The organism is Streptosporangium sp. NPDC048886 (genome assembly GCF_055586905.1).
The window spans coordinates 208391-227910 of record NZ_JBVJHH010000001.1 but is presented as its reverse complement, the minus strand read 5'-3'; the positions used below and the strand labels follow the sequence as shown (position 1 = coordinate 227910).

The 19520-nt window shown below is 71.9% G+C and carries 21 protein-coding genes; 10 read left to right on the top strand and 11 right to left on the bottom strand.

The features are described from left to right. Positions 1–49: 49 nt before the first annotated feature. Positions 50–1198: an epoxide hydrolase family protein gene (locus ACZ6R6_RS01000; RefSeq protein ID WP_470089107.1), complete on the top strand. Its 1149-nt coding sequence runs from the start codon at positions 50–52 to the stop codon at positions 1196–1198. 88 nt (positions 1199–1286) lie between these two features. Further along, complete coding sequence (locus ACZ6R6_RS00995) at positions 1287–1997, top strand: transglutaminase domain-containing protein (protein ID WP_470089105.1); 711 nt, start codon at positions 1287–1289, stop codon at positions 1995–1997. A 134-nt stretch (positions 1998–2131) separates the two neighbouring features. On the opposite strand, the gene ACZ6R6_RS00990 is transcribed toward ACZ6R6_RS00995, so the two are convergent. The 6 genes from ACZ6R6_RS00990 to ACZ6R6_RS00965 all read right to left on the bottom strand — a co-directional run bounded on the left by ACZ6R6_RS00990 (position 2132) and on the right by ACZ6R6_RS00965 (position 5095). Beyond that, entirely contained in the window at positions 2132–2572 is a 441-nt protein-coding gene (locus tag ACZ6R6_RS00990; protein ID WP_470089104.1) for a DUF6941 family protein, read from the bottom strand. Beyond that, the gene (locus tag ACZ6R6_RS00985) at positions 2572–2982 is read right to left on the bottom strand and encodes a helix-turn-helix domain-containing protein (RefSeq protein ID WP_470089102.1); all 411 of its coding nucleotides are present in this window, start codon (positions 2980–2982) and stop codon (positions 2572–2574) included. The genes ACZ6R6_RS00990 and ACZ6R6_RS00985 overlap by 1 nt, the downstream gene beginning before the upstream one ends. 27 nt (positions 2983–3009) lie before the next feature. Beyond that, positions 3010–3375 (bottom strand): type II toxin-antitoxin system RelE/ParE family toxin, encoded by a 366-nt coding sequence (locus ACZ6R6_RS00980; RefSeq protein WP_470089100.1) that lies wholly within the window; start codon positions 3373–3375, stop codon positions 3010–3012. 158 nt (positions 3376–3533) lie between these two features. Beyond that, the gene (locus ACZ6R6_RS00975; protein ID WP_306856963.1) at positions 3534–3836 is read right to left on the bottom strand and encodes a putative quinol monooxygenase; all 303 of its coding nucleotides are present in this window, start codon (positions 3834–3836) and stop codon (positions 3534–3536) included. A gap of 125 nt (positions 3837–3961) precedes the next feature. Further along, positions 3962–4438: a peroxiredoxin gene (locus tag ACZ6R6_RS00970; protein WP_470089098.1), complete on the bottom strand. Its 477-nt coding sequence runs from the start codon at positions 4436–4438 to the stop codon at positions 3962–3964. Between the two features lie 228 nt (positions 4439–4666). Continuing rightward, positions 4667–5095, bottom strand: a complete 429-nt coding sequence (locus tag ACZ6R6_RS00965) for a hypothetical protein (protein WP_470089097.1) — start codon at positions 5093–5095, stop codon at positions 4667–4669. Between the two features lie 490 nt (positions 5096–5585). Here ACZ6R6_RS00965 and ACZ6R6_RS00960 point away from each other — a divergent pair, with 490 nt between their 5' ends. Further along, positions 5586–6392, top strand: coding sequence for an SGNH/GDSL hydrolase family protein (locus tag ACZ6R6_RS00960; RefSeq protein ID WP_470089095.1), 807 nt, complete (start codon positions 5586–5588; stop codon positions 6390–6392). Here the strand turns inward: ACZ6R6_RS00960 and ACZ6R6_RS00955 are convergent. From ACZ6R6_RS00955 to ACZ6R6_RS00945, 3 genes are read right to left on the bottom strand one after another with little or no spacing between them, the layout of a single operon-like run. Next, positions 6354–7070 (bottom strand): YoaK family protein, encoded by a 717-nt coding sequence (locus ACZ6R6_RS00955; RefSeq protein ID WP_470089093.1) that lies wholly within the window; start codon positions 7068–7070, stop codon positions 6354–6356. The genes ACZ6R6_RS00960 and ACZ6R6_RS00955 overlap by 39 nt on opposite strands. Positions 7071–7076: 6 nt before the next feature. Beyond that, positions 7077–8099, bottom strand: coding sequence for a hypothetical protein (locus ACZ6R6_RS00950; protein WP_470089091.1), 1023 nt, complete (start codon positions 8097–8099; stop codon positions 7077–7079). A gap of 58 nt (positions 8100–8157) precedes the next feature. Continuing rightward, positions 8158–9111: a DMT family transporter gene (locus tag ACZ6R6_RS00945; protein ID WP_470089090.1), complete on the bottom strand. Its 954-nt coding sequence runs from the start codon at positions 9109–9111 to the stop codon at positions 8158–8160. Here ACZ6R6_RS00945 and ACZ6R6_RS00940 point away from each other — a divergent pair. The 7 genes from ACZ6R6_RS00940 (at position 9110) to ACZ6R6_RS00910 (ending at position 17151) form a co-directional block, all read left to right on the top strand. Beyond that, positions 9110–10522, top strand: coding sequence for an aminotransferase-like domain-containing protein (locus ACZ6R6_RS00940; RefSeq protein ID WP_470089089.1), 1413 nt, complete (start codon positions 9110–9112; stop codon positions 10520–10522). The genes ACZ6R6_RS00945 and ACZ6R6_RS00940 overlap by 2 nt on opposite strands. 63 nt (positions 10523–10585) lie before the next feature. Further along, a complete protein-coding gene (locus tag ACZ6R6_RS00935) occupies positions 10586–11179 on the top strand; it encodes a CGNR zinc finger domain-containing protein (RefSeq protein ID WP_470089087.1) in 594 nt (197 codons plus the stop codon). Positions 11180–11310: 131 nt separating this feature from the next. Continuing rightward, the gene (locus ACZ6R6_RS00930) at positions 11311–11922 is read left to right on the top strand and encodes a GNAT family N-acetyltransferase (RefSeq protein WP_306856950.1); all 612 of its coding nucleotides are present in this window, start codon (positions 11311–11313) and stop codon (positions 11920–11922) included. Between the two features lie 81 nt (positions 11923–12003). Continuing rightward, a complete protein-coding gene (locus tag ACZ6R6_RS00925; RefSeq protein ID WP_470089086.1) occupies positions 12004–12882 on the top strand; it encodes a 1,4-dihydroxy-2-naphthoate polyprenyltransferase in 879 nt (292 codons plus the stop codon). Between the two features lie 122 nt (positions 12883–13004). After that, the gene (locus ACZ6R6_RS00920) at positions 13005–14366 is read left to right on the top strand and encodes a purine-cytosine permease family protein (protein WP_470089084.1); all 1362 of its coding nucleotides are present in this window, start codon (positions 13005–13007) and stop codon (positions 14364–14366) included. Positions 14367–14398: 32 nt separating this feature from the next. Continuing rightward, positions 14399–16147: an adenine deaminase gene (locus ACZ6R6_RS00915; protein WP_470089083.1), complete on the top strand. Its 1749-nt coding sequence runs from the start codon at positions 14399–14401 to the stop codon at positions 16145–16147. A gap of 2 nt (positions 16148–16149) precedes the next feature. Further along, the gene (locus ACZ6R6_RS00910; RefSeq protein ID WP_470089081.1) at positions 16150–17151 is read left to right on the top strand and encodes an adenosine deaminase; all 1002 of its coding nucleotides are present in this window, start codon (positions 16150–16152) and stop codon (positions 17149–17151) included. A 94-nt stretch (positions 17152–17245) separates the two neighbouring features. Here the strand turns inward: ACZ6R6_RS00910 and ACZ6R6_RS00905 are convergent, their stop codons facing one another. Together ACZ6R6_RS00905 and tenA are read right to left on the bottom strand one after the other, a co-directional pair. Then, a complete protein-coding gene (locus tag ACZ6R6_RS00905; protein ID WP_470089079.1) occupies positions 17246–18790 on the bottom strand; it encodes a PucR family transcriptional regulator in 1545 nt (514 codons plus the stop codon). Positions 18791–18810: 20 nt separating this feature from the next. Further along, the gene (tenA, locus tag ACZ6R6_RS00900) at positions 18811–19476 is read right to left on the bottom strand and encodes a thiaminase II (RefSeq protein ID WP_470089077.1); all 666 of its coding nucleotides are present in this window, start codon (positions 19474–19476) and stop codon (positions 18811–18813) included. Positions 19477–19520 lie beyond the last annotated feature (44 nt).

Genomic DNA, 19520 nt, shown 5'->3' with positions numbered 1-19520 from the left:
CCGATGTACAGGACCGGAGCTGTCCTATACAGGGCACATCGTCGGCGGCATGAGCACAGTAGAGCCCTTCCGCATCGACGTCCCGCAGGCCGGACTCGACGACCTGCGCGACCGGCTGGCCCGCACCCGCTGGCCGGACGAACTCCCCGGCGTCGGCTGGACCTACGGGGTGAACAAGGACTACCTCGTCGAGCTGGTCGAGCACTGGCGCACCGGCTACGACTGGCGCGGGCACGAGGCCCGCCTCAACAGGGTCCCGCAGTTCACCACGGAGATCGACGGCCAGAACGTGCATTTCCTGCACGTGCGCTCGCCCGAGCCGGACGCCGTCCCGTTGGTCGTCACACACGGGTGGCCGAGCACGGTGTACGACTTCCTCGACGTCCTCGGACCGCTGACCGACCCCCGGTCGCACGGCGGGGACCCGGCGGACGCCTTCCACGTCGTCGCCCCCTCGGTGCCGGGCTTCGCGTTCTCCGGGCCGACGCGGGAGACCGGCTGGGGCGTCAACCGTACGGCGCGGGCCTGGGCCGAGCTGATGCGGCGGCTGGGATACCACCGCTACGGCGCCCAGGGCGGCGACTTCGGCAGCATCGTCTCCCCGGAGCTCGGCCGGATCGACCGGGAACACGTCATCGGCGTCCATGTCAACGCGCTGGCCAACGCCGCGACCCCGGTCGACCCCGGCGAACTGGACACGCTCTCCGCGGCGGAGCGGGAACAGGCCGCGCGGAACCAGAGGTGGTGGTACGGCCACTCCGGCTACGCCACCCAGATGTCCACCCGGCCGCAGACCATCGCCTACGCGCTCAACGACTCCCCGGCCGGACAGCTCGCGTGGAACCTGGAATGGTTCGTGGACTGGGATCCCACCCGGACGGAGCGGCCCCCCGTCGACCGGGACACCGTCCTGACCAACGTCACGATCTTCTGGCTGACCGCGACCGCGGGCTCGGCCGCGCGACTCTACCTGGAGGCCGGATCGGAGGCGTGGGGCCGGCGTCCCGCGCCCTCACCGGTCCCCACGGGTGTGGCGAACTTCCTCGGCGACCGGGCGATCCGCGGGCTGGCGGAACTGTCGAACACGATCACCCACTGGTCGCGGTTCCCCCACGGCGGGCACTTCGCCTCGCTCCAGGCTCCGGACCTGCTGGTCTCGGACATCCGGCAGTTCTTCCGGACGGTGCGCCCGCGGTAGCCGCCCAGGCGGCCACGCCCGATCCGGGGCACACGGCGGGCGTCACCGGTGCATCATGGACCCAAGACACGATCATGGAATGGAGCCGATGCTCTCGCCATCACGCCGTCGCCGCGCCACCGCTCCCCGCCGGGCGACGGCCGGAGGCGGGCTGGCGGCCACGCCCATCCTCGACCGGGGGCATCCCCGGATCCTGGAGTTGGCGGCCGAAGTCCAGAACACGGGCGCCGGGACGGGCCGGGATCTGCTGATCACAGCCCACCGCCTCATCGCCGCGCGGGTGCGCCCGGTGTACGCCATGAACGAGGCGCAGCCCGCCTCCAGGACGCTCGCCCTGGGGCGTGGGTCGTGCAGCCAGCGGCTGGCGGTGCTGGAAGCCGTGGCACGGGCCTGTGGGATCGCCAGCCGGGTCAGAGGACTGCTGGTGGAGGGGCGCTTCTGGGATCCGCGGTTCCCCCGGCTGCGGGCGCTGATCCCCCGCCAGGTGGTGCTCGCCTGGCCGGAGTTCCTCCTCGACGGCCGGTGGACGGCCGTCTCGGAGCTCTACGGCGACCTGGACACCCTGCGGGCGGGTGGCGGGTTCACCAACGCCGACGGTGAGACGCTCTTCGACGCGGTCGCCCGCACCGCCGTGGACTGGGACGGTGTCACCTGCTCGGCGTGCGACCTGTCGGGCCACGTACTGGCCGATCTGGGCTACTTCGACTCCCGCGACGAGCTGTTCAGGATGGGCGGTCAGACCTTGTGCCCGCCGGTCCGTATCGTCGCGGACCTCGTCATGAGCCGTCGGGCGGCCTGAGCGCCGGGTCGGCGGGGGCGGTGCGCGCCCAGGCGTCCTCGGCGGGTCCGTGGCGACGGTCCCTGTCCTGAGCCGTGCCGTCGTCGCCCTGTCGGGAGGATCCGTCAGCGGCCGGGGGGTGCGGGGCGGAGCGGTTATCCGGCGGCCGGGTCGGGTCGGACGCCGAAGGTGACCGAGGCGAGCTCCCGGCCGTCGACCTCCAGGGTCCAGGTGTAGCGGCCGGGCCCGAGCGAGAGCGAGTGCACGTTGATGGCGAAGCTGGAGTGGATGTCGAGGCTCCTGGCCAGTCCGTCGAGCTCGGCGTCGGCCGGGTTGACCGCGAGCTGCCCGCTGAAGCGCAGCGGCCGCTCCTCCTCTGCCGCGGGCACCATGACCGGCTCTCCGTCCTCGTCGACCAGGCCGAGCGTGAAGTCGAGGTCTGCCCCGGCCTCCTCCCAGGGCACGCGGAGGAAGCCCGCGATGGCCGTGGAGGGCAGCTCCGGCCCGGTCAGCGACCATCCGGCGCCCAGCATGCTGATCTTCCCGGTCGCCCGGTCGGTGCTCGCCGAGTCGCAGAGCACCAGGAACCCCTGCATCAGCCGGCCGCCTGCGTGAGGTCCAGGCTGACGACCCCGCCCGTCGCGCCCCGGGCGGCCGTGGTGCCGCCCGCGCCGTCGAGGTGGATCCGGGCGGGGGCGGCCTGGGTCTGCGTCCGCGGACCACCCGGGGTCCGGACGAGGTGGGCGATGTCGGCGCCGACGGCCAGGGCGTAGCGGCGGACCGTGGACAGGTGGGGGTCTCCCCCCAGACGCTCGAAGTCCGAGACCGCCGGCTGGCTGCGGCCCATGCGCTCGGCGACCTGCGCCTGGGTGAGCCCCTGCGCCTTGCGCAGCCGTACCAGGGTCTCGATGAGCCGCATGTCGCGCTCGATGGCCTCGTTCTCGCGCCGCACCTCGGGATCGTCCAGATCGATGCCGAGCAGTTCGGCGACCTGCGGGTCGGTCACGGTGCGCCCCCTCGTATCGGTTCAACCTTATATCCTCCGCAGCCAGTCGGCCAGCCGCCTCCCGGCAAGCTCCTTGGCCCGGTCCTGAGCGCCCCGCCCGCCCTTCTTGTGGAAGGCGAGCCCGAGCAGCACGTGCTCCCGCTGCCGGCCGAGGGCGTAGTAGAGCCGGTATTCCGTCCCCTCGTGGCTCAGCCGGGCCTCGTACAGCCCCCCGCCCAGGGAGCCGGTGTCGCGGGGCAGCGCCCTCCCGAGCTGGATCCGCGTCATCAACGCGCCGAGCTCCTTCAGCGGAGGACCGCCCTCCAGGACCTTGCGGACCTCCTTGCTGACCACGGGCTCGCCGGAGGCGGACGCGTACAGCAGCCAGGTGGCCTCCGGCCTGTCCACACCCACCCCCGCCTCATGGCCGCGCCGATCAAGACCGAGGTGCCGAATGTAACGCTCCGCTCCGGCCACGGCACGCATCGACGCGTCACCGGCCCGGCAGGCCGACGCGACAGCGGGGACGGCGGCACAGGGCCGGTCACCGGCGGCGGGGCGTCCGCCGGGGGCTACCCCGGCAGTTTGGCGGCGATGACGTTGGTCCTGATGATGTTCGGCGCCTTCTCGAAGAGGTCCGGAGCCTTCTCCATGAGGGCCTTGGCGACCTCGCCGGACAGGTGGGTCTCACGGCCGGACTCGTCGGGGAAGAAGTCGACGATGGCGTAGAGCGACGGGCTCAGACGGATCGCGAACCAGGCGACGGTCTCGGGCTCCGCCTCGGCGAGGTGGAGCGCCTCGTCGAGGAAGCGCTCCACCTCCGCCTCCTTGCCGGGCTTGGCTTCGAGCGGAACGAGAAATCCCAGGCTGACCATGCATCCTCCTGCCGGATCCGGGAAGGTTCGGCTGTCTCCCCTGAGCGTCTCCGGCGCTGGGTCACGGCTACACCGCGCGCTGTCCCGGGACCTCTACGCAAAAGGGCGTGACCGTCCCCGCCAGGTCACGCTCCGGCCCGTGATCGCAAGACTTCCAGGGCCCGGTCGGCGTGGGCCTGCATGCCGGTCTCACTGTGGATCACTTCGAGGAGACGGCGGTCCACATCGACGACGAAGGTCATGCGGCGGGTGAGGAAGGGGCCCACCGCGATGCTGCGCCGGGCGCCGAACCGCCGGGCGACGGTGCCGTCGGGGTCCGACAGCAGGGGGAAGCCCAGCTCGTAGGTCTCGGCGAAACGCCGCTGCCGGTCGACCGCGTCGCGGCTGATCCCGACCCGGACCGCCCCCACCGCGGCGAACTCGTCGGCCAGGTCCCGGAAGTGGCAGCTCTCGGCCGTGCACCCCGACGTCATGGCGGCCGGGTAGAAGAACAGCACCACCGGCCCGTCCGCCAGGAGATCGGTGAGCCTGCGCGGGGTCCCGGTCTGGTCGAGAAGCTCGAAATCCTCGACCACGTCTCCGACCGCGGGACTTCCACTCACGACATTTCCTCCTGTGTCACCGAAGAGCCTCCCCGCCCGGAAACTGCGCGGGCGGCGGGACCGGGGCTGGTGTCCCGACCCCCCATTGTGGGAGAGATCGTCACTCCAGGAACAGTTCTCCGGCGTTCTCACCGCGGCGGGCCCGTCCGGTCGTGCCGTAGGCGGGCATCGCGGCGGACGGCGGCCGGGGCGCGCCGCGCCCGCCGCCGGACCCGGTGCGGGTCCGGCTCAGGCCGTGCCGTCGATGGCGCACGCCCGGCACGGGGGCCGCCCGCAGATGCACTGCATGATGGCGTCGAGGACATCGTGGTCGTGGTACAGGCACTGATCCCTGCAGGTGTGGCGCGGAACGAATCCCGGCTGGATCTCGTCGGGCCACGGCTCCTCACCGTCGCGGCAGCGGACGAACCGCTCGGGATCGGCCGAGTGCAGCCCCTCCATGCTCGTCCGGGCCTGGCTCTCCAGCACCCGCGCCTCCGCCACCATGGTCTTGATCTGAGCGGCGAGGCCGGAGTACCGGTCGTCACCGGTCCGTACGTGCGCGGCCCGCAGCGCCATCACCGCATTGCCGAGAAACCGGCCGGCGTCCTGGAGGTCTGTGGTGTGGTGCAGTTGTATGCCCGTTACGCCCCGTACCCACACGGCGTCGTTGTTCATTGATCGACCTTTCGATGGCAGGCACTGTCACCTGTTTTGATTTGCCCCGATTCGGTTGACATATCAAGATTTTCTAATACACGAAAGCATAACTGCCTTTTGCGTGTTCTTGAGTTTCCGCCGACCCCCACGCCCGGCGGGACCGGGTGGCCGCCGGCGGCACGGCCGCGGGCCGCGAAAACCTCCGATGGAGCCGGACACCGGTCCATTAGGGCTTCTGACCTGGCCCGGAAGGTACTTCGAGCGATCATCCGCCACACCGTCGGGACGGAAGATATTTGACGATGAATTTGCCGGAAAATTAATCAGATAAAACGGTTCCGCGCGCCAGGTGGTCGACACCACTCCGGGTCTCGCACGGTACCCGATCCGGCGGGGCCGTTCTCCGCGGCGGGCCGCCGCCCCGCCCGCGCGCCCAGGCGACGCGGCGCAAAGTGACGAATACATTGATGATCGTTATGATCACTCGCATTGGTCACAGGAGAATCCCGTGCGTCACCAGCTTCTCGCAATCCTTGCCACCACCCCTCTGATCGCCTCCGGCGCCGCCGCCGAACCCGTCGCGGCGGAGCACTACGCGGCTCTGGGAGATTCCTTCTCCTCCGGTTCCGGCGCCGGGGACTACGACCCCGACAGCGGGCTGTGCCGTCGCAGCGCCAACTCCTACCCGGTCCTGTGGGCCCGCGCCCACCGCCCCGACACCTTCGAGTACGGCGCCTGCGGCGGCGCGGTGACCGACGACGTGGTGTACCGGCAGATCCCCGACGCCCTGAGCGATGACACCACTCTGGTGACCCTCACGATCGGCGGCGACGACGCCGGCTTCGAGGCGGCCGTCGTCGACTGCGTCGTGGCCGACGGCGACGCGGAGGACTGCGAGCGCGCCCTCGGCGACGCCGACCGGTTCACCGAGCAGGAGCTCCCCGGCAAACTCGCCTGGACCTACCGGGCCGTCCGTGCGGCCGCCCCGGAGGCGGAGGTCCTCGTCGTCGGCTACCCGCGGCTGTTCGAGCCGGACCACACCCCTGACTGCGCCGTCGCCGAGTGGCGGCGCAGGGGTGTGAACCAGCTCGCCGACCGCGTCAACGCGGTCATCCGGGAGCAGGCCGACAGCGCCGGCTTCCACTACGTCGACGTGCGTGAGGCCTTCGCCGGGCACGGGGTGTGCGCCCTCGGCGGGATCGGCCGGGAGTGGGTCACCCGCATCACGCCGGACGACGCCTGGCAGTCCTACCACCCGAACAAGCGCGGGCAGTCCTCAGGCTACCTGCCGGCCGTCGCCTCCGCGGCGGGCTGACCGGCCCGCCGCGACCGTGGCGAGCGCGAGGAGCGTGAACAGCAGCGGCAGCGCGCCCGCGCAGAGCGGCGCGAGGCGCAGCAGGAGCGCGGCGCAGAGCGCGCCGGCGACGAGGGCCAGGACGACCACCGCGCGGCGCGCGGCGTCGACGGTGCTGCGCCCGGCCAGCGAGCGCATCAGCGAGGTGAGGGTGCCGGTGACGAAGGTGGCGGTGATGCCGGCGACGTCGACGCGCCGGGCCGCGGCCGCCTGCAGGCCCATGGCGCAGGAGGCCACCGCGATCAGCGGGAGCGTCCAGGCCGCTCCGGGTACGGCGTCGCAGAGCATCCAACCGGCGAGGAAGACGGCGTGCAGCGCGAGGCAGGCCCGGAGCAGGACGGTGACGGCCGGCGGCCACGCCTCGCCCGCCCTGCCGCGTCCGGGCGCCGCGAAACCGGCGAGGAGGCCGATACAGAAGATCACGCACGCGGTGCCCGAACGCACCGCGCGGAGCTGCCAGTCCTCGCCGCCGACGAGGGCCACGAGGATCAGGTTGCCGGTCATGTTGGCGGTGAAGACGCCTCCGAGCGCCAGGAAGGCGACCGCGTCCATCGCGCCCGCCGCCAGGGTCAGCAGGACCAGGACGGCGTAGCTCCACCGCCGCGCCGGCGCGGCCGCTCCGCCGCCGATGGTGGTCACCGGGGGTCAGAAGACCGGGATGATGTCCTCGGGGTCGAGGAAGTCGACCTCGACGCCTTCGATGTCGAGCTCGGGGATGGCGGGGAACTCGATGCCCCAGCGCTCCACGATGGCGCGGATCCGGGCCATCGCCACGCGCCAGTTGTCGGCCTGCTCCTCGTAGGAGAGCACGCCGAGTCCGGCGTCGCGGGCGTGGTCCATCAGGACGCGGTGGTTGTGCAGGAAGTAGGGGGGAAGCTCCCAGAAGCCGCCCGGCGGCTCCCAGAGGATCATGGAGAGGAAGACGAACCCGGCGCGGAGCTGGCGGGTGATCAGCGTGCGGGTGTCGTCGGTGAGGCCGGGCCACTCGTTCTCCAGGATGGTCATGCAGATCTGGAGATGGCGCGACTCGTCACGGCCGATGCGCTGGAACATCTCGCCGAAGACCGGGTGGGTGGTGCCGGTGGCCATCCCGCGGAACAGGGTGGAGGCGGCCATCTCGCCCATCATGAAGCTGGTGAACAGCACCGGCAGGGTGTATTTGCCGACCGCGCTGTTGTAGCCCGTCCAGTAGCGGCCGCCGTTGTGGTAGAGCCAGCCGATGTTGTTGTGGGCGGCCCTCTCCAGGTCGGTGGCGGGGCTCCAGTCGAGCGGCCCGCCCGGCCAGAGTTTGGCGATGGTGCGCTGGCAGCACTCCTCGTGGTTCATCTCGTCACGCGTGATCGAGAAGAAGCACTTGCGGACCGGATCCTCCTCGTGCTTCTCGAACGCCTGGATGGTGGCCCGGGCGAAGACGGCCGGGCCCGAGGCGTCGAAGTTGGCCAGCACGGCGAACCAGTACATGATCCCCAGGCGCTGTTCGGGGGTGAAGTCGCTCGGGTCGAGGCCGTCCCAGGGCAGGTCGGCGGGGTTCCAGACCATGCGCTTGGACTTCTCGTAGATGGCCGCCAGCTTGTCCGTCTCGACCCGCCACTCCATCGGGTAGATGTTCGGCTGGGGGATCTCCGGAGCGGGCCAGAAGCCACCTTCGGGAATCGATAGGTCCGCCATGCTTTCACCCCTTTTGTGACAGCTACAGCTCACATCCTGCGCCTGGATGTCACATCCTTCAAGAGCGTGCCCGCTGGCTCATGGCGACACACACGAGCACGGCCAGCGCGGCCGCGACCGTCACCGGGCCGAACCGCTCCTCCAGCAGGAGCCACGCCCACAGCAGCGTCAGCAGCGGCTGCACGAGCTGGGTCTGCCCGGCCCGGGCGATCCCGCCCGCGGCCAGGCCCGCGTACCAGGGGATGAAGCCGAGGAACATCGAGACCAGCCCCACATAAGCGAATCCGGCCAGCGACACCGCGCTGGGCCGCGGGTCCGTGGTCAGCGCCAGCGCGACCGTCAGGGGGACGGTGAGCGGCGCGGCGACGACGAGGGCGTAGGAGATCACCCGCCAGCCGGGGGTCTCGCGGGCCAGGCGGCCGCCCTCGGTGTAGCCGACCGCGGCCGACAGCAGCGCGCCCACCAGGAGCAGGTCGGCCCCGGTGACGTGGCCGCCGCCGCGGCTGACGGTGAAGGCCGTGATCGCCACGGCCCCCAGGCCGCAGGCCACCCAGAACAGCGGCCTGGGCCGCTCCCCGCCCCGCAGGACGGCGCAGGCGGCGGTGGCGGCGGGCAGGAGCCCGATGACCACCGCGGCGTGGGAGGTGCTGGCCCCGGCGTCGAGCGCCAGCCCGCTGAAGACGGGGAAGCCGAACACCACGCCGGCCGCGATGACGAGATAGGACCGCAGGTGGGACCTGGGCGGCAGCAGCGGCCCCCGGGCCACCAGCAGGAAGGCCAGCGCCGCCGCCGCGGCCAGCGCGGCGCGGCCGATCGCCACGAGGTAGGGGTCGAACCCCTCCATCGCGAAGACCGTCGCCGGGAAGGATCCCGAGAACGACAGCACGCCGAGGCCGGCCAGCAGGGTCCCGCGCCACGCCGTACCCGGAGAGGCGGACGGACCGGTCCCGACGCCCGCAACCGGGGCGACCGCTACTCGATTCGGGACAATAGCGCTACTCTTATCCATCATGAATGACGATAGCAGTATCGTCCGTCTGGCGGCCATCATCCGGGAGGTGACGGAGCGTCTGCGGCCCGGGGACAGGCTGCCGTCGAGCCGGGAGCTCATGCGGCTGCACGGCGTGAGCCCGGTGACGGTCTCACGGGCGCTCGGCCAGCTCGCCGCCGAGGGACGGGTGGTCATCAGGCCCGGCAGCGGCACCTACGTCGCCTCCGCGGCCCCCCGCTCCGGCGACACGGCGGACCTGTCCTGGCAGACGGTGGCGCTGGGCGACCGGGTGGTGGACGACGCCACGGTGAGCGGCCTGCTGACTCCCCCGCCGGACGGCGTCATCCCGCTCACCGGCGGCTATCTCACCCCGGCCCTGCGCCCCGCCAGGGCCCTTTCCGCGGCCGCCTCCCGCGCGCTGCGCCGCCCCGGCGCCTGGGAGCTGCCGCCGCTGACCGGCCTGGCCGAGCTGCGCGGGTGGTTCGCCCGGGAGGTGGGCGGCGGCGTCACCGCCTCGGACGTCCTCGTCGTCAGCGGCGGCCAGTCCGCCCTCACCCACGCCTTCCGCGCCCTGGCCGCCCCGGACACCCCCGTCCTCGTCGAGACCCCGACCTACCCGGGCGCGCTCGCCGCCGCCCGGGCGGCCGGACTGCGGGCGACGGCCGTGCCGATGGACCGCGACGGGGTCCGGCCCGAGCTGCTGGCGGAGGCGTTCGCCGTCACGGGCGCGCGGGTCTTCTTCTGCCAGCCGACCCTGCACAACCCCACCGGCGCGACCCTCACGCTCGAACGGCGCCGGCAGGTGCTCGCGATCGCCCGGGCGGCCGGGGCGTTCGTCGTCGAGGACGACTACGCCCGGCACTTCACCGCCGCCCCCGCCCCGCCGCCGATGGTCACGCTGGACGCCCACGGCACGGTCGTGCACGTCAACTCGCTCAGCAAGGTCCTGTCGCCCAGCATGCGGGTCGCCGGGGTCGTCGCCCGGGGCCCGGCGGCGCGGCGGCTGCGGGCGAGCCAGGTGGTGGAGTCGTTCTTCGTGGCCAGGCCGCTGCAGGAGACGGCGCTGGAGTTCGTCGGCTCGCCCGCCTGGCGGCGCCACCTGGCCGCGCTGGGCGCCGAGCTGACGGTCCGCAGGGACGCGCTCGCCACCGCGCTGGCCGCCCGGCTCCCCGCCGCCGAGATCCATCTCGTCCCCAGGGGCGGCCTGCACCTGTGGGTACGGCTGCCGCCCGACCGTGACGAGGACGCCGTGGTGGAGACGGCCCGGCGGGCGGGCGTGCTGGTGAGCCCGGGACGCATCTACTACCCGGCCGAGCCTCCGGGCCCCCACATCCGGGTGACCCACTCCTCGGCCGTCCACCTGGCGGAGCTGGCCGAGGGGGTCCGGCGGCTGGCGACGGCGATCGAGCAGACACCACTCAAAGCATTATGACGGTGTCTCACTGAACACCACCCCCTAATGGCATACAGTGGTTGCGGAGAGGTGACCGAACAGATGAACAGCCCTTCCGACCTGGTGTGCGACTTCGTCAACAGCTACGACGTCGAGAGCGGGGCCGACGCGATCCCGTCCCCCGCCGCGCTGGCCGCGTGGCTCGGCCGGCGGGATCTGATCGGCCCGGGAGAGACGGCCGACGACGCCGACCTCGCCCTGGCCGTCGACCTGCGCGAGGCCCTGCGCGAGGCCCTGCGCCGCAACCACGACGGCCGCGACCGCGCCGACCGCGACCACGAGGGCTCCGAAGGCCACGACCACGGCGCTCGCGCCCGCGACCCCGAGCCGCCCCCCTCCTTCGCCGCCCTCCCCCTGCGGGTCACCCTGACGGCCGCCGGCCCCGTCCTCGAACCGGTCTCGGCCGGGGTCCCCGGCGGGCTGGCCAGGATCGCGGCCGCGGTGATGGGCGCGCACGCCGACGGGATGTGGCCGAGGCTGAAGGTGTGCACCGAGAGCACCTGCCAGTGGGCGTTCGTCGACTCCTCCAAGAACCGCTCGCGGTCCTGGTGTTCCATGAGGGTCTGCGGCAACCGCACCAAGACTCGGGCATATCGGGCTCGCCGTCAGACCGAGACGGGCTCGCGTCATCTCTGAGTCGGATTCCCCGATACGGTGTAGGGGCCTGTCTCGGGGATCCACCCGCCTGATGCCCGCTCGCGTGGCACGAGACCCGCGAGACAGTGCTTCTGAGGCGACGGCAGACGGCAGAGAAGGAGCGGGCCGAGATGGCAGACGTAGGCGTGCGGGCGGCTCGGCACGATGATGTCGCCGCGGTGACGAGCACCCAGATCCGCGCCTGGAAATACGGCTATCGGGACTTCCTGCCCGAGGGGCCGCTGGAGCAGATGACCGGCCCGGCCGCCGAGGAGATGTGGCGGCGCCAGTGGGACGAGGCGATCATCACCCCGCCGTCCTCACGGCACCGTGTGCTGGTCGCGGTGGAGCAGGTCGTCCTCGACACCGACGCCTTCCCCGCCCTCGGCCCCGGCGGGATCGAGGCCGCCGCGGCGATGCGGGGCGCCGAGCGCGTGGTGGGCCTCGCCTCGCACGCCCCCGCCGAGGATCCCGACCTCGACCCGACCACCACCGCCGAGATGCTCACCTTCCTGGTGGACCCCGACCACATCCGGCGCGGGCACGGCAGCCGCCTGCTCAACGCGACGGTCGACTACCTCCGTGACGACGGCTACCACACCATCGTGACGTGGGTGTTCGCCGACAACCACGGCCCGCTCGGCTTCCTGGAGTCGGCGGGTTGGGGCGAAGACGGGGCCGAACGGGTCCTCAACATGGGCCGGCCGGTGCGGATGATCCGCCTGGCCACCGACATCAGCTAGCGCCGCGGCCGTCGGCCGGAGCCAGCGCCATCGGCTGGCCACCGGCCCGGCGGCGGCCGTCCGAGAGGAACCCGCAACACCATGGCCACCCCGAGCCAGTGGATCGCCGGAGCCCGTCCGCGCACCCTCCCCGCCGCCGTCGTCCCCGTCGCCGTCGGCACCGGCCTCGCGGCCGGATACGGCGGGGCGGTCTGGTGGCGGGCCCTGCTCGCCCTGTTCGTGGCGCTCGCCCTGCAGGTCGGCGTCAACTACGCCAACGACTACAGCGACGGCGTGCGCGGCACCGACGACGAGCGGGTCGGCCCGATGCGCCTGGTCGGCTCGGGGGCGGCCGCGCCCCGGGAGGTCCTGACCGCGGCCCTCGGCTGCTTCCTGGCCGCCGCGGCGGCCGGGCTGGTGCTGGTCGTGGCCACCGGCGCGTGGTGGCTGCTGCTGGTCGGCGCGGTGTCGATCGCGGCGGCCTGGTTCTACACCGGCGGCTCCAGGCCCTACGGCTACCGCGCGCTCGGCGAGATCTCGGTGTTCGTCTTCTTCGGCCTGGTCGCGGTGGCGGGCACCGCGTTCGTGCAGCTCGAATGGCTGCCCTGGACGGCTCTGGTGGCCTCGGTCCCGGTGGGTCTGCTGGCCTGCGCGATGCTGGTGGTCAACAACCTGCGCGACATCGTCACCGACGGCCCGGCCGGCAAGCGCACCATGGCCGTGGTGCTCGGCGACAGCCGCACCCGGACGCTCTACACCCTCTGCCTGGTCCTGCCCCTGGTCATCGCGGCGGCCATGACGCCGTGGCAGCCGTTCGCGGCGCTGGCCGTGCTCTCCGCGCCGCTCGCGATCACCCCGGTGCGGGCCGTCAGGCAGGGCGCCACCGGCCCCGCCCTGATCGCCACGCTCCAGCAGACCGGCCGCTTCCAGCTCGTCTACGGCCTGCTGTTCACCGCCGGCCTGGCGCTCCAGGCCCTGTAGAACGATCACCTTGGAGACCGCTACAGACGGGCTCCCCCAGACTCGTGCTCTTCGACAACAGGAGCACGGCCTCCCCTTTGGTTCACTGAATGTGAATGTTCAATGACAAAGTTGGAGGCTCCGTGGCCGTCGAGCAACGCGGGATCGAGCTGGTCTCGCCGTCGGAGAGGTACGGCCGGCCGCGTGATCTGCTCTTCCTCTGGAGCGGCACCACGCTCGGCATCTTCACCCTGGTCTACGGCACCGTCGTCGTCTCCCTGGGCCTGAGCTTCCCGCAGGCCGTCATGGCCATCGTGATCGGCAACCTGCTGGCCTTCCCGCTGGTCGGCCTGACCAGCCTGCAGGGGCCGGAGGTCGGCACCTCCACGATGGCGGTCTCCCGTGCCGCGTTCGGCCCCAAGGGCGCCCGGGCGCTCAGCTTCTTCGGCTGGATCAACATGGTCGGCTTCGAGGCCGGCGGCATGGTGCTGATCACCTTCGCCTCGCTGGCCCTGCTCGACCAGGCCGGGATCACCGACCAGAGCGCCGCCCTGAAGATCGCCGTGATCGTCGTCGCGGCGCTGATCCAGCTCGTGCTGCCGCTCATCGGGCACGCCGCCGTGATGAAGGCGCAGAAATACTTCACCTGGGTGTTCGTCGCGATGTTCGCCGTCATGGGCGTGCTCATCGGGCCGAAGGTGCAGATCGCCCCGGGCGACAGCGCCGACTTCGCCACGTTCACCATCGCGGTGGCGCTGGTCATGTCGGCCGGCGGGCTGTCGTGGGCCCCGCTGGGCAGCGACTACTCGCGCTACCTGCCGGCGGACTCCAGCAAGAAGGCCGTCTTCGGCTACGCGATGTTCGGCGGGCTCGTGCCGTACATCCTGCTGATGACGCTCGGCGCGGCCGTCGCCACCGTGGTCAAGGACGCCGGCGACCCGATCTCCGGCCTGCCCGGCGCGCTGCCGTCCTGGTTCGTGGTTCCCTACCTGCTGCTGGCCATCGTCACGCTGTTCGCGGTCAACACCACCGACCTCTACTCCTCCGGCCTGAACCTGCAGGCCTCCGGGATCAAGCTGAGCCGGTCCGTCGCGGTCGTGCTCGACCTGGTGATCTGTGTCGCGATCACCTGTGTGGCGGTGTTCTCCGACTCCTTCAACACGATGCTCAACACCTTCCTCGGCCTGCTGATCATCTGGCTGGCCCCCTGGGCGGGCATCTACCTGACCGACTGGCTACGGCGCCGGGGCCGCTACGACGCCGAGGGCCTGTTCGCCGACGGCGGGCCGTACCACGGCAGCGGCGGCATCCGCTGGAGCGGCATCGCCGCGCAGGTCACGGGCATGGTCGCGGCGGCGCTCTGGATCAACTCCACGGCCTTCACCGGGCCGCTCTCCCAGGCCACCGGCGGCTCCGACTTCAGCATCTTCGCGGGCTTCCTCGTGGCGGGCCTGGTGTACGCCGCGCTCGACCGCCGTCCCGTCCCCGTCCCCGTCGCCGCCTGACCCGATCCGATCCGAAAGGCATCACAGCCAAAATGGTCGACCGCACCCTGCTCGACGTCGCCTACGGGCGGCGTCCCGCCGACACGATCATCACCAACGGCGTCCTCGTCAACGTGCTGACCGGCGAGACCTACCCCGCCGAGATCGGCATCAGCGGCACCCGCATCGCCGCCGTCGGCCCCGACCTCCCCCGGGGCCCGGAGACGGAGATCATCGACGCCGCGGGCGGCTATCTCGTCCCCGGCCTGATCGACGGCCACCTGCACATCGAGTGCAGCAAGCTCTCGGTGACGAGCTTCGCCGACCTGGTCGTCCCCTACGGCACCACCAGCGTCGTCTCCGGCCTGGACCAGATCCTCGTGGTGGACGGCCTGCCCGGCGTGCGGGGCTTCCTGGACGAGGCCGCCCGGACCGGCATGCGCGTCTGGTGGGGCGCGCCCGCCAAGGCCCCCTACACCGTCCCGGAGTCGACCGTCGGGCACACCTTCGGCCCGGCCGAGCACCGCCAGGCCCACGAATGGCCCGAGTGCGTCGGCATCTGGGAGACCGTGCAGGAGTTCGTCGAGCACGGCGACGAGGCCGTCATGGAGGCGCTCGACCTGGCCGAGCGGCACCGGCTGCCGGTCTTCGGCTGCGCCCCGCTGTCGGACCCGCGCCGCATCAGCGGCCTGGCCGCCGCCGGGATCCGCCTGGACCACGAGTCCTACTCCGCCGAGGAGACGCTCGACAAGCTCCGCCGGGGCATCTACGCCATCGTGCGCGAGTCGAGCGTCGCCCACTTCCTGGAGGAGAACATCAAGGTCGTCTCCCAGGTCGGCGCGCGCCGGGTGGCCTTCTGCACCGACGACGTGCACGCCGCCGACGTGCTCGCCGGGGGCCACCTGGACAAGCTGGTCCGGATGGCGGTCAAGGCGGGCGTGGACCCGGTGACCGCCATCCAGATGGCCACGGTCAACTGCGCGGAGATGTACCGGATCGACCACCTGGTGGGCAGCATCGCCCCCGGCCGGTACGCCGACGTGCTGATCGTGGACGACCTGGCGGACTTCCGGGTGCGCGAGGTCGTGGCGGGCGGCGCCCTGGTCGCCAGGGACGGCGCGATGATCACCCCCTCCACGCCCCCCTCCCGTGGCGAGGTGCGGCCCTTCCCCGTCCCCGAGCTGACCGCCGGCGACATCGTGCTGCGCGCCCCCGAGGGCGCCACCGAGGTCACCGCGCTGACCATGAGGATGACCCCCGAGCAGGTGTTCGTGCGCAAGCGGCACGACGTCACACTCCCGGTCTCCGGCGGGATCGTGGAGCCGTCCGTGGAGCAGGACGCGCTCTACATCACGGTCGTCGAGCGGTACGGCAAGACCGCCAACCGGCCGGTCGCCCTGGTCAGCGGCTACGGCATCACCAGGGGCGCCATCGCGACCAGCGCCGCCCCCGACGACAACAACATCATCTGCGTCGGCGCCTCCCGCTCCGACATGGCCCTGGCCGTCAACACGGTCGCCGGGGCCGGCGGCGGCCAGGCCGTCGTCGTGGACGGCGAGGTCCGGCAGTTGCTGCCGCTGCCGGTCGGCGGCATCGTCTCCGACCTGCCGGCCGTGGAGATGGCCGAGGCCGAGAGCCGGCTGGACGACCTGGCCCGCGAGCTGGGCTGCGCGCTGCCCTCCCCGCTCATGTATCTGTTCTTCCTGTCGATCACCGCGATCCCCGACTACGCCATCACCGACCTCGGCCTGGTGGACTGCGTCAAACTTGAGGTCATCGACCCGATCCTCTCCTGGAGCTGACAATGACGGATTTCATCGCGGGCCTGCCCAAGTGTGAGCTCCACCTGCACATCGAGGGCACCCTGGAACCGGAGCTCAAGTTCGAGCTCGCCGGGCGCAACGGCATCGAGCTGCCCTACGCCTCCGTCGAGGAGATCAAGGCGGCCTACTCCTTCGACGACCTGCCGTCGTTCCTGAAGATCTACTACGAGGGCATGGACGTGCTCCGCACCGAGCCCGACTTCTACGACCTGGCCATGGCCTACCTGCGCAAGGCCGCCTCGCAGAACGTCCGCTACGCGGAGATCTTCTTCGACCCGCAGGCCCACACCTCGCGCGGCGTGCCGTTCGACCTCGTGATCCGCGGCCTGCGCCGGGCGCTGATCGACGCCGAGACCCAGCTCGGGGTGAAGGCGCAGCTCATCATGTGCTTCCTGCGCGACTTCCAGGCGGAGTACGCCATGGCGACGCTGCTGGAGTCCCTTCCCTACCGCGAGTGGATCGTGGGCGTCGGCCTCGACTCCGACGAGAAGGGCAACCCTCCGGTCAAGTTCAAGGCCGTCTACGAGCGGGCCCGGCAGGAGGGCTATCTGCTGACGATGCACTGCGACGTCGACCAGGAGAACTCCACCGAGCACATCCGCCAGGCCATCGAGGAGATCGGCGTCAACCGCATCGACCACGGCGTCAACGCCCTGGAGGACCCCGCGCTCGTCGAGGCGATCAAGGCCAGGGGCCTCGGCCTGACCGTGTGCCCGATCTCCAACGGCTACGTGACCGACTCGATGAAGGCCGACGCCGTCCGCCGGATGCTCGACCTCGGCCTGCGCGTCACGGTCAACTCCGACGACCCGGCCTACTTCACCGGCTACGTCCAGGAGAACCTCATCGCCCTCGCCGACGCGCTCGACCTCTCCCGGGAGGACCTCGTCCAGCTGGAGCGGAACGCCTTCGAGATCACCTGGCTCCCCCGCCACCTGAAGGACGCCTACCTCGCCGAACTCGACGCCTACGCCGCTCCCTGAGGCTCCGGCCCCGCACCCTGGGGTCTGCCCCGCCCCCGCGCCCTGAGCGCCGCCGCCCAGGGCGCTCAGGACGCTCGGGACGCGCCGTGAGCGGCTAGCGCATCCTGAGCGCCAGCAGGAAGTCGACCCGCTCGTCCAGGGCGTTGAGCGAGCGTCCGGTCAGCTCCTCGATCCGCTTCAACCGGTAGCGCAACGTGTTGACGTGGACGTGGAGCCGGTCGGCGGTCGCCGCCCACGAACCCGACTCCTCCAGGAACGTCTCCAGCGTCTCGACCAGGTCCGTCTGGTGGGCCGCGTCATACTCCTCCAGCGGCCCCAGCAGCCGCGTCCGGAACGAGCGGCGCAGCTCCCCCGGGATCGCCGCGATCAGCGAGCGGTGGGAGCTGACATCGGCGCCGGTGATCGCCGACACCCGGCCCTCGCCCAGCTCGGCCAGCGTGCGGGCGTGCCGGGCCTCCTCGATCAGGCTGCTCAGCGCGGCCGGTCCCGTGGTGACGCTGCTGACGCCGATCGTGATCCGGGCCTGGCCCAGCCCTGCCTCCAGCGTGGCCGCCCCGGCCAGCATGTGGGCGGTCAGCTCGGCGGCGGTGTTGCCCGCCAGCGGGACGAGCGCGACCGCCTCCCGGCCCACCGCCGTCGCCACCCCCGGTGCCAGCGGGCGCAGCAGCTCGTCGAGCACGGCGACGCCCACCTCCTCGGCCCGGTCGGCCCCCTCGACCGCGAGCGCCACGGCCAGCAGGCCGTGCTCGGTCTCGATGTGCAGGGTGTGCAGCCGGGAGACCACGCCCGGCAGGTTCGCGTCGCCGGAGGCGAGCAGTCCCAGGAGCTGGTCCAGCACCCGTCGCTCGATCCGCTGCGCCGCCTCCAGCCGGGAGCGTTCCAGGGCCACCAGCGCGGCCAGCTCCACGATCAGGTCCTCGTGCTCGCCGCCCGCCCGCACCTGCTCCCCGGCGTAGGCCAGGAACCAGTTGGCGATCCGGTGCGGCGCCCCCTTGCTGACCGGGAACACCGACAGCACCGTGCCGTCGGCCTGCGCCGCCGTACCGGGCAGGAAGCGCGCGGACAGGAACGCGTGCGCCAGCCGCCCGCCCGCCCCGGCCGGCAGCGGCTGCGAGCCCACGACCACCCGGCCGGTCGCCGACATCACCCAGCAGGGCACGTCCAGCTCCCCCGCCACCGTGGTGACGACCTTGCTCAGGCTCCCGCCGTCCACGAGCGTGCTGGCCAGCCTCCTGCGGGAGCCGTAGGGCCGGGCCGGGGCGGAGCCGAACTCGTCGATCAGGGCGCGCAGCACGTATTCGGTGAGCGCGCTGAAGGAGACGTCGACGCCGAGCGCCAGCATCGGCAGCCCCGCGTCGGCACAGGCGTCGATGAGATCGGCCGGCGGGACCTTCAGCGCGGTGCCGGAGCAGAGCGCGGCGACCCCGGCCTCCACCAGCGCCGCCACGAACCGCCCGGCGGACTCGGGGCCGTCATGCCAGGTCAGCTCGGTCAGGACGAGCTCACCGGCCTTGAGGAAGCGGCCCGGCTCGATCAGGTCGGTGGTCGCGACGCCACGGACCCGGCGGTCGAGCAGATCGTGGCCGCTGAGCACCTTCAGCCCCAGGTGATCGACCTGGCACAGGTCCCGCAGGCGCATACCAGTAGGTTAGCCGCGGCTCAGACCGGCCAGGACTCCCGTCGCCAGGCCGCGTCCCAGAACAGCCACTCGTAGCGCGCGGTGGTCAGCGCGTGCTCGCACAGCCTCCCCCGGTCGGTCTCGGGCAGCTCCGCGGCGACCCCGTCGAGCAGGTCCAGCACCCCGGCGACGGTCTCCTGGTAGTGCTCGTTGCCGTAGGTCTCGATCCACCACGCGTAGAGCGGGTCGGGCGACGACTGCTTCAGCAGCTCCTCGCCGACCTTCGCGTAGATCCAGTAGCAGGGCACGATCGCGCCCAGCGCCTCGGGGAAGGTGCCCAGGTGGCAGGCTCGCAGCAGGTAGGAGCCGTAGCCGATGGTGGTGGGGGTGGCCCCCTCGCCGAGCGCGTCGCCCTCGTCCATCCCGAACGCGGCCAGCAGCTCGACGTGGAGGCTGTGCTCCACCTCGACCGTGCGCGCCGCGTCCGCGGCGAAGCGCTGCACCACGGCCGGGTCGGCGGCCCGCGCCCCGCAGGCCGCCAGCGCCCGCGCGTAGTCGGGCAGGAAATGCGTCTCCTGCACCACGAAGTGCCGGAAGACCTCGCGCGGCAGTGTCCCGTCGGTCAGCCCCGTGAGAAACGGGTGGACCAGGATCTCGCCGTAGACACCCTCGACGACCTGCCACAACTCATCACGGAACCGGCTCACGCCAGCGATGCTACCGGCATCGCCGCCGCGGGGTTGACTTAACC

What these genes read in the sequence shown, in the direction of transcription:
- ACZ6R6_RS00935 (WP_470089087.1), top strand. Translation starts at nt 10,586, where the DNA reads ATGAACAGCCCTTCCGACCTGGTGTGCGACTTCGTCAACAGCTACGAC.
- ACZ6R6_RS00905 (WP_470089079.1), bottom strand. Translation starts at nt 18,790, where the DNA reads ATGCGCCTGCGGGACCTGTGCCAGGTCGATCACCTGGGGCTGAAGGTG.
- ACZ6R6_RS00995 (WP_470089105.1), top strand. Translation starts at nt 1,287, where the DNA reads ATGCTCTCGCCATCACGCCGTCGCCGCGCCACCGCTCCCCGCCGGGCG.
- ACZ6R6_RS00925 (WP_470089086.1), top strand. Translation starts at nt 12,004, where the DNA reads ATGGCCACCCCGAGCCAGTGGATCGCCGGAGCCCGTCCGCGCACCCTC.
- ACZ6R6_RS00910 (WP_470089081.1), top strand. Translation starts at nt 16,150, where the DNA reads ATGACGGATTTCATCGCGGGCCTGCCCAAGTGTGAGCTCCACCTGCAC.
- ACZ6R6_RS00965 (WP_470089097.1), bottom strand. Translation starts at nt 5,095, where the DNA reads ATGAACAACGACGCCGTGTGGGTACGGGGCGTAACGGGCATACAACTG.
- ACZ6R6_RS00940 (WP_470089089.1), top strand. Translation starts at nt 9,110, where the DNA reads ATGAATGACGATAGCAGTATCGTCCGTCTGGCGGCCATCATCCGGGAG.
- ACZ6R6_RS00945 (WP_470089090.1), bottom strand. Translation starts at nt 9,111, where the DNA reads ATGATGGATAAGAGTAGCGCTATTGTCCCGAATCGAGTAGCGGTCGCC.
- ACZ6R6_RS01000 (WP_470089107.1), top strand. Translation starts at nt 50, where the DNA reads ATGAGCACAGTAGAGCCCTTCCGCATCGACGTCCCGCAGGCCGGACTC.
- ACZ6R6_RS00930 (WP_306856950.1), top strand. Translation starts at nt 11,311, where the DNA reads ATGGCAGACGTAGGCGTGCGGGCGGCTCGGCACGATGATGTCGCCGCG.
- ACZ6R6_RS00975 (WP_306856963.1), bottom strand. Translation starts at nt 3,836, where the DNA reads ATGGTCAGCCTGGGATTTCTCGTTCCGCTCGAAGCCAAGCCCGGCAAG.
- ACZ6R6_RS00950 (WP_470089091.1), bottom strand. Translation starts at nt 8,099, where the DNA reads ATGGCGGACCTATCGATTCCCGAAGGTGGCTTCTGGCCCGCTCCGGAG.
- ACZ6R6_RS00990 (WP_470089104.1), bottom strand. Translation starts at nt 2,572, where the DNA reads ATGCAGGGGTTCCTGGTGCTCTGCGACTCGGCGAGCACCGACCGGGCG.
- ACZ6R6_RS00915 (WP_470089083.1), top strand. Translation starts at nt 14,399, where the DNA reads ATGGTCGACCGCACCCTGCTCGACGTCGCCTACGGGCGGCGTCCCGCC.